The sequence below is a fragment of the Glycomyces salinus genome (genome assembly GCF_016428645.1).
Lineage (GTDB): Bacteria > Actinomycetota > Actinomycetes > Mycobacteriales > Micromonosporaceae > Glycomyces > Glycomyces salinus.
This window is the reverse complement of sequence record NZ_JAELXW010000164.1, coordinates 1-5,716: the sequence shown is the minus strand read 5'-3', so window position 1 is coordinate 5,716 and position 5,716 is coordinate 1. Positions and strand designations below refer to the sequence as shown.

Below are 5,716 nucleotides of genomic sequence, written 5' to 3'. Positions count from 1 at the left end.
GCGGGCGGCGCGGCGGGCGAGTTCGGCGCGGTCGCGGTCGGCTTCGCGGGCGAGGCCGAGGGCCGCGGCGGCGCCGGCGATGACGGCGGGAGGCGGCGCGGTGTCGTAGATGAAGGGGCGGCTGGTGTCGACCAGGTGGCGGCGCAGTTCGGCGGGGCCGGCGACGATGCCGCCGGCGGCGCCGAGGGCCTTGGAGAGGGTCGCGGTGATGACGACGCCGGGGTCGGCGGCGAGCCCGGCGGCGGCCGCTCCCCCGCCGCCGCTGGGACCGACGGTGCCGATCGCGTGGGCCTCGTCGATGACCAGGAGGGCTTCGTGGGCGGCGGCGATCGCGTGGAGTTCGGCCAGGGGCGCGGCGTCGCCGAGTACGGAGTAGACCGATTCGACGACGACGATCGCCGGGCGCAGTTCGGACAGTTTCCGTTCGAGGTCGCCGAGGTCGTTGTGGGCGAAGGTGTCCGAGGCGGTCCCGGCGAGCCGGGCGGCGTCGTGGAGCGAGGCGTGCGCGTGGGCGTCGAGCAGGACCGGGCCCGCGAGGGCGGCCACCGCGCCGAGGTTGGCGAGGTACCCCGAGGAGTACAGGGTGGCGGTCTCGGCGCCCACGTGGCGGGCGAAGTCGGCCTCGAAGGTCTCGTGGAGGCCGGTGGTGCCGCGGACCAGTCGCGATCCGCTCGCGCCGAGTCCATGCTCCTCCAGCGCGGCGGCGGCCGCGGCGAGGACGGCGGGGTGTCCGCTGAGGCCGAGGTAGTCGTTGCCGGCGAGGTCGAAGGCGTCGGTGCGGGGTCCGGCCCGGCGGTCGAGTCCGGCCCGCTCTCGGAGTTCGGCCTTGCGGGCCAGGCGGTCCCAGGTCTTCATCGGAGCACCTGGTCGACCGCTTCGGCCAGGCCGGCGGCGAGGAGTTCGGTCTCGGCCTCGGTGAGGGTCAGCGGCGGCATGACGATGACGGTGTCGCCGAGCGGCCGGAGCCAGACGCCCCGTTCGCGGGCGGCCTGGCAGACGGCGAATCCGGTGCGCTCGCGCACGGGTTCGACTTCGACGCCGGTCATGGTGCCGAGTCGGCGGATCTCACGCACGTGCGGGTGGGCGCCGAGGGGTTCGAGGAGTTTGCCGAGGCGTTCGCCGAGGCGGGCGGCTCGGGCGATGACGTCCTGCTCCTCCATGACGCGGAGGCCGGCGAGCGCGGCGGCGCAGCACAGGGGGTTGGCGGTGTAGGTGTGGCCGTGGAAGAACGTGCGGGGCGCGGTGTCGCCCTCTCGGGCGAGGAACGCTTCGTAGACGTGCTCGGCGGCCAGGACCGCCGACAGGGGCAGGTATCCGGCGGTGACGCCCTTGCCGCAGGTGAGGAGGTCGGGGTTGACGCCGGCGTGATCGGCGGCCCACATGGCGCCGGTGCGGCCGACGCCGGTGGCGACCTCGTCGAAGATCAGCAGGGCGCCGTGGCGGTCGGCCTCGCGGCGGGCGGCGGCGAGGAAGGCCGCATCGTAGTCGTACATGCCCGCGGCGCCTTGGATCATGGGCTCGACGATGACGGCGCACACTTCGTCGCCGTGTTCGGCCATGGTCTGTTCCAGTGCGCGGGTGGCGATGTCGAGGCGGTCGGGCCCGAGGGCGCGGTCGCCGGGCGAGGGGACGCCGATGGTCTCGAGCAGCAGCGGCCGGTAGGTGGCGTGGAAGAGGTCGTGGCCGCCGACGGCGACGGCGCCGAGGGTGTCGCCGTGGTAGGCGTGCTGGAGGCGCACGAATTTGGGGCGGGCGCGGCCGGTCTGCGCGGAGTGCTGGTAGGCGATTTTGATGGCGGCCTCGACCGCGGAGGAGCCGTCTCCGGCATAGAAGACCTTGGTGAGCGCGGGTCCGTTCCCGTTGGGCGCGAGCCGGATGAGGGCCTCGGCGAGTTCGATGCCGGGGGTGTGGGTGGTGCCGAGGAACGTGGAGTGGTCGAGCCGGGCGAGCTGGTCGGCGACGGCGGCGTTGACCTCGGGGTGGCAATGGCCGAGGGTGGTCGTCCACAGAGAGGAGACGCCGTCGAGGTAGCGGCGGCCGTCGACGTCGATCAGCCAGGGCCCCTCGGCGCGGTCGACGACGGTGGGTTCGTCGTCGATCCAGTTGGCGTGCTGGGTGAACGGGTGCCAGACGGCGGCGGCGTCGCGGGCGGTCCAGGTGGCGCTGGCGGTCATCGACGGCTCCTCTTAGACGTTCTCCACAAATCCGTTTGGAAGGTACCACCAAGAGAGGGCGGGCTCGGGCCCGGTTTGCTCCATTGCGCGGGGCTGGGGGAACCGGCGAGTCGGAGAGAAGACTACACTTCGGGGTCAAAGGGACTCTTGACGGTTTTCCGAGCTTTACACAGCCTGAGCCCCTTGACAGCTACATGCGCCTCCGTCAAACTGGGGAAACTTGCGACAATCGCGGAGGATTGTCGCTTACCTCCCTTTCAGCCCCCGGAGCCCGCGTGCGGAGCGGAGGACCCTGCGCCGTAGTAAGGAAGGCCCCCTGTGTCGAGTCAGAACCCAAAGCCGACCGAGTCCGGGTCGGCCGACGGCTTCGAGGCGGACGAGGAGGAGCGCAGACCGACCTTCGGCGACGTGTTCGGCAACCGGGAGGCCGCCGCATTCCTTGCGGCCTACTGCGTCTCGAGCGCCGGTTCCATGCTGTACCGGGTCGCGGTCACGTTCCTGGTGTGGGACAGCACCGGTTCGGCGGCCCTGGCGGCCGGTTCGTTCGCCATCAGCTTCGCCCCGTACCTCGGTCTGGCGCAGGTGCTGGGAGCGATCGTCGACCGCTACGCGTACCGGAACGTGATGGTGCTCTGCGACCTGCTGCGCGCCGGACTGGTCGCGCTGCTGCTGATTCCGGGCCTGCCGATTCCGGTCATGATGGTGATCGTGTTCGCCACCGCGGCGGTCCAGCCGGCGTACTCGGCGGCGCGCACCTCGACCCTCGCGCAGATCCTCACCGGCGAGGAGCTGTCGGTGGCGATCGCGTTGAACCTGAGCGCGACTGCGACCTCGCAGATCATCGGCTACCTGGCGGGGGGCCTGCTGGCGGCGGTGAACCCGCACACGGCCCTGGCGGTCAACTCGGCGCTGTTCGCCCTCAGTGCGGTCACCATCTACTCGATGGTCCGGCTCCGGCCCACGGTCAACCGGCGCGAGGACCGCCGGCACGTGCTGGTGGAGACCGGCGAGGGCCTGAAGGTGCTGCGGGACAACCGGGTGCTGCGGACGATCTCGTTCGCGATCTGGGGACTGTACGCGCTGGCGGCCGTGCCCGAGGGGGTGGCGGTGCTGTGGGCGGCGCACCTGGGCGGCGGTTCGATCATGCAGGGCTCCATCATGGCCGTGGACGCGGCGGCGACCGTGGTGGGGATGCTGCTGTTCACGCGGCTGGTCAGGCCCTCGCTGCGGGACCGGTTGATCCGGCCGCTGGCGTTCGCCGCCCCGGTGGTGCTGATCGCGGCGCTGCTGGATCCGCCACTGGCGGGGGTGGTGCTGATCGCGATCGGAATCGGACTGTCGACCGCGATCATGGCGCCGATGAACGCCACGCTGGCGCAGTGCATCCCCGACGGGTGGCGGGGCAGGATCGTCTCGACCGTCAACGGCGGGCTCCAGTTGTCGCAGGGCGCGGCGATCGCGGGAGTCGGCGCAGTGGCCGAGTTCGGGGTGCCGGTGCCGTACGTGGTGGGAGCGTGGGGCGTGATCGGGCTGGGGATCATGGCGATGGCGACCAGATCCTGGCCCTCCCCCGAGGAGATCCGCGCCGCCAAGGAGGCGGCCGCGGCATCGAGCCGCTGATATCTCGCGCTCTCCGGGAGTTAGGCTCAAGTCGGCTTGCGACTGGGCGAGCGTCGTCGGGTTCGGCATTCACAGGGGAGCGATCGTGGAACACAGCAAGACCGTCGAGTTGCGCGGGCACCTTATCGACCAGGGTGTGTTCGCGCGTGTGATGGACGATGTCCTCGAGTATTCGGGGGCCTATTCGATCGACCGGTTCGATGTGGGCCGCCATCACACCGACGAGTCGTATGTCCAGCTGACGGTGTCGGCCGAGTCGCCGGAGCAGCTCGAGCGGATCGTGATGCGGCTCCAGACCCACGGGGCGAACCCGGTCGATCCGGGAGTGGCGACGCTGCGCCCGGCGCCCGGAGACGGGGTCTTCCCCGAGGACTTCTACTCGACGACGAACTTCGACACGCAGATCCGGCTCAACGGCGGGTGGATCGACGTCGACAACCCGGAGATGGACTGCGGGATCATCGTCTCGGCCGACCACTCCGAGGCCCGGACGCTCGCGGTCTCGGACGTGCGCGCCGGGGAGCTGGTAGTGTGCGGCGGCCTGGGCGTGCGGGTGATTCCGCTGCCCGAGCCGGAGCGCGCCGATCCGGAGTCGTCGAACTTCGAGTTCATGGCCTCGGGGGTGTCCTCGGAGCGTCCGCAGGCGCTCCAGGTGCGGCTGATCGCCGAGCGGATGCGGGAGGTCAAGGCGCGCGGGGAGAAGATCCTATGGGTCGGCGGACCGGCGATCGTGCACACCGGCGCCGGGAAGGCCCTGGAGGCGCTGATCGGCGAGGGCTACGTGGACGTGCTGTTCGCGGGCAACGCGTTGGCGGCGCACGACATCGAGTCGTCGCTGTACGGGACGTCGCTCGGGGTGGACCTGGACAAGGGGCACGGGGTGCCGCACGGCCATGAGCACCACATCCGGGCGATCAACCGGATCCGCGCGTGCGGTTCGATCGGCGAGGCGGTCTCGACGGGGGTGCTGCGCGGCGGGATCATGCATTCGATGGTCAAGAACGGCAAGGAATACGTGCTGGTCGGGTCGGTTCGCGACGACGGGCCGCTGCCGGACGTGTACACCGACGTGATCGAGGGGCAGCGGGCGATGCGCTCGCTGGTCCCGGGGGTCGGGTTCGCGATCATGGTGGCGACGATGCTGCATTCGATCGCGACCGGGAACCTGCTGCCGGCGAAGGTGCCGCTGGTGAGCGTGGACATCAACCCGGCGACGGTGACGAAGCTGGCCGACCGCGGTTCGGGGCAGGCGATCGGGGTCATCACCGACATCGGCCTGTTCTGCGAGCAGTTGGCTTCCGAGCTCGTGGTGGGCTACAAGCGGGAATGACCCGAAGGTCTCGGGGGCGGTCGGGCTCCGACCGCCCCTTTCGCGTGCCGGAGTTCGGGCTCTATATCCTCATATTGATTGACATCGCATCGAAGTTTGTTTATATTTGGGCGACTCCGGGGAGTCCGGAGCCCGCCCTCCTGGGCGGAGACCGACCACGAGAGCAGGCAGATGACACGAACCCTCGGACGCGGGGACGACGCTTTCGGGGCCGCTGCCTCTGCGGCGGCGACCTTCGTCCGGCTCGACCAGAACTCCGGAGCCCGAACCGAGGACCCCGCCGACGCCGCCCCGGCACAGGAGCGCGGCGCGGTCGACTCCGACGCCGCCATGCAGCGCGGCGACGGCTCCCACGCCACCCTCGTCGGCGCCCACTCGCGCCGGCCCGCTCCCGAGGGGCGGCAACCCGCATCAATGAAACGTTTCAACTTCCTTTAGGGAACCCTCTCATGACTCGCAGACTCAAACGAAGGCTCATTCTGCTCCTGTCCGGCCTGGCCGCCGCCGTCACCGGCATCGCCGTGGTGTTCATGGCCGTACCGCAGGCCAATGCCGTCGAGACTGGTACCTGGTACAACATCCAGAGCCGTCA

The 5,716-nt window shown here is 70.6% G+C and carries 5 protein-coding genes; 3 read left to right on the top strand and 2 right to left on the bottom strand.

All coding sequences use genetic code 11. The annotated features are described in order from the left end of the window. Together JFB92_RS24690 and bioA are read right to left on the bottom strand one after the other, a co-directional pair. A partial coding sequence (locus JFB92_RS24690) for an aminotransferase class I/II-fold pyridoxal phosphate-dependent enzyme (protein ID WP_199044581.1) occupies positions 1 to 855 on the bottom strand: 855 nt, incomplete at its 3' end. Next, positions 852 to 2,174: an adenosylmethionine--8-amino-7-oxononanoate transaminase gene (bioA, locus tag JFB92_RS24685; protein ID WP_199044580.1), complete on the bottom strand. Its 1,323-nt coding sequence runs from the start codon at positions 2,172 to 2,174 to the stop codon at positions 852 to 854. The genes JFB92_RS24690 and bioA, both read right to left, overlap by 4 nt. Positions 2,175 to 2,492: 318 nt before the next feature. On the opposite strand from bioA, the gene JFB92_RS24680 reads away from it, so the two are divergent. The 3 genes from JFB92_RS24680 (at position 2,493) to JFB92_RS24670 (ending at position 5,562) form a co-directional block, all read left to right on the top strand. After that, a complete protein-coding gene (locus tag JFB92_RS24680) occupies positions 2,493 to 3,794 on the top strand; it encodes an MFS transporter (protein ID WP_199044579.1) in 1,302 nt (433 codons plus the stop codon). 85 nt (positions 3,795 to 3,879) lie between these two features. Then, positions 3,880 to 5,124, top strand: coding sequence for an ornithine cyclodeaminase, nickel-pincer nucleotide-dependent (locus JFB92_RS24675; protein ID WP_199044578.1), 1,245 nt, complete (start codon positions 3,880 to 3,882; stop codon positions 5,122 to 5,124). Positions 5,125 to 5,295: 171 nt separating this feature from the next. After that, a complete protein-coding gene (locus JFB92_RS24670; RefSeq protein ID WP_199044577.1) occupies positions 5,296 to 5,562 on the top strand; it encodes a hypothetical protein in 267 nt (88 codons plus the stop codon). Positions 5,563 to 5,716: the final 154 nt, after the last annotated feature.

Excerpts from the sequence above, each read along its gene's own strand:
- bioA (WP_199044580.1), bottom strand. The coding sequence starts at position 2,174 with ATGACCGCCAGCGCCACCTGGACCGCCCGCGACGCCGCCGCCGTCTGG.
- JFB92_RS24670 (WP_199044577.1), top strand. The coding sequence starts at position 5,296 with ATGACACGAACCCTCGGACGCGGGGACGACGCTTTCGGGGCCGCTGCC.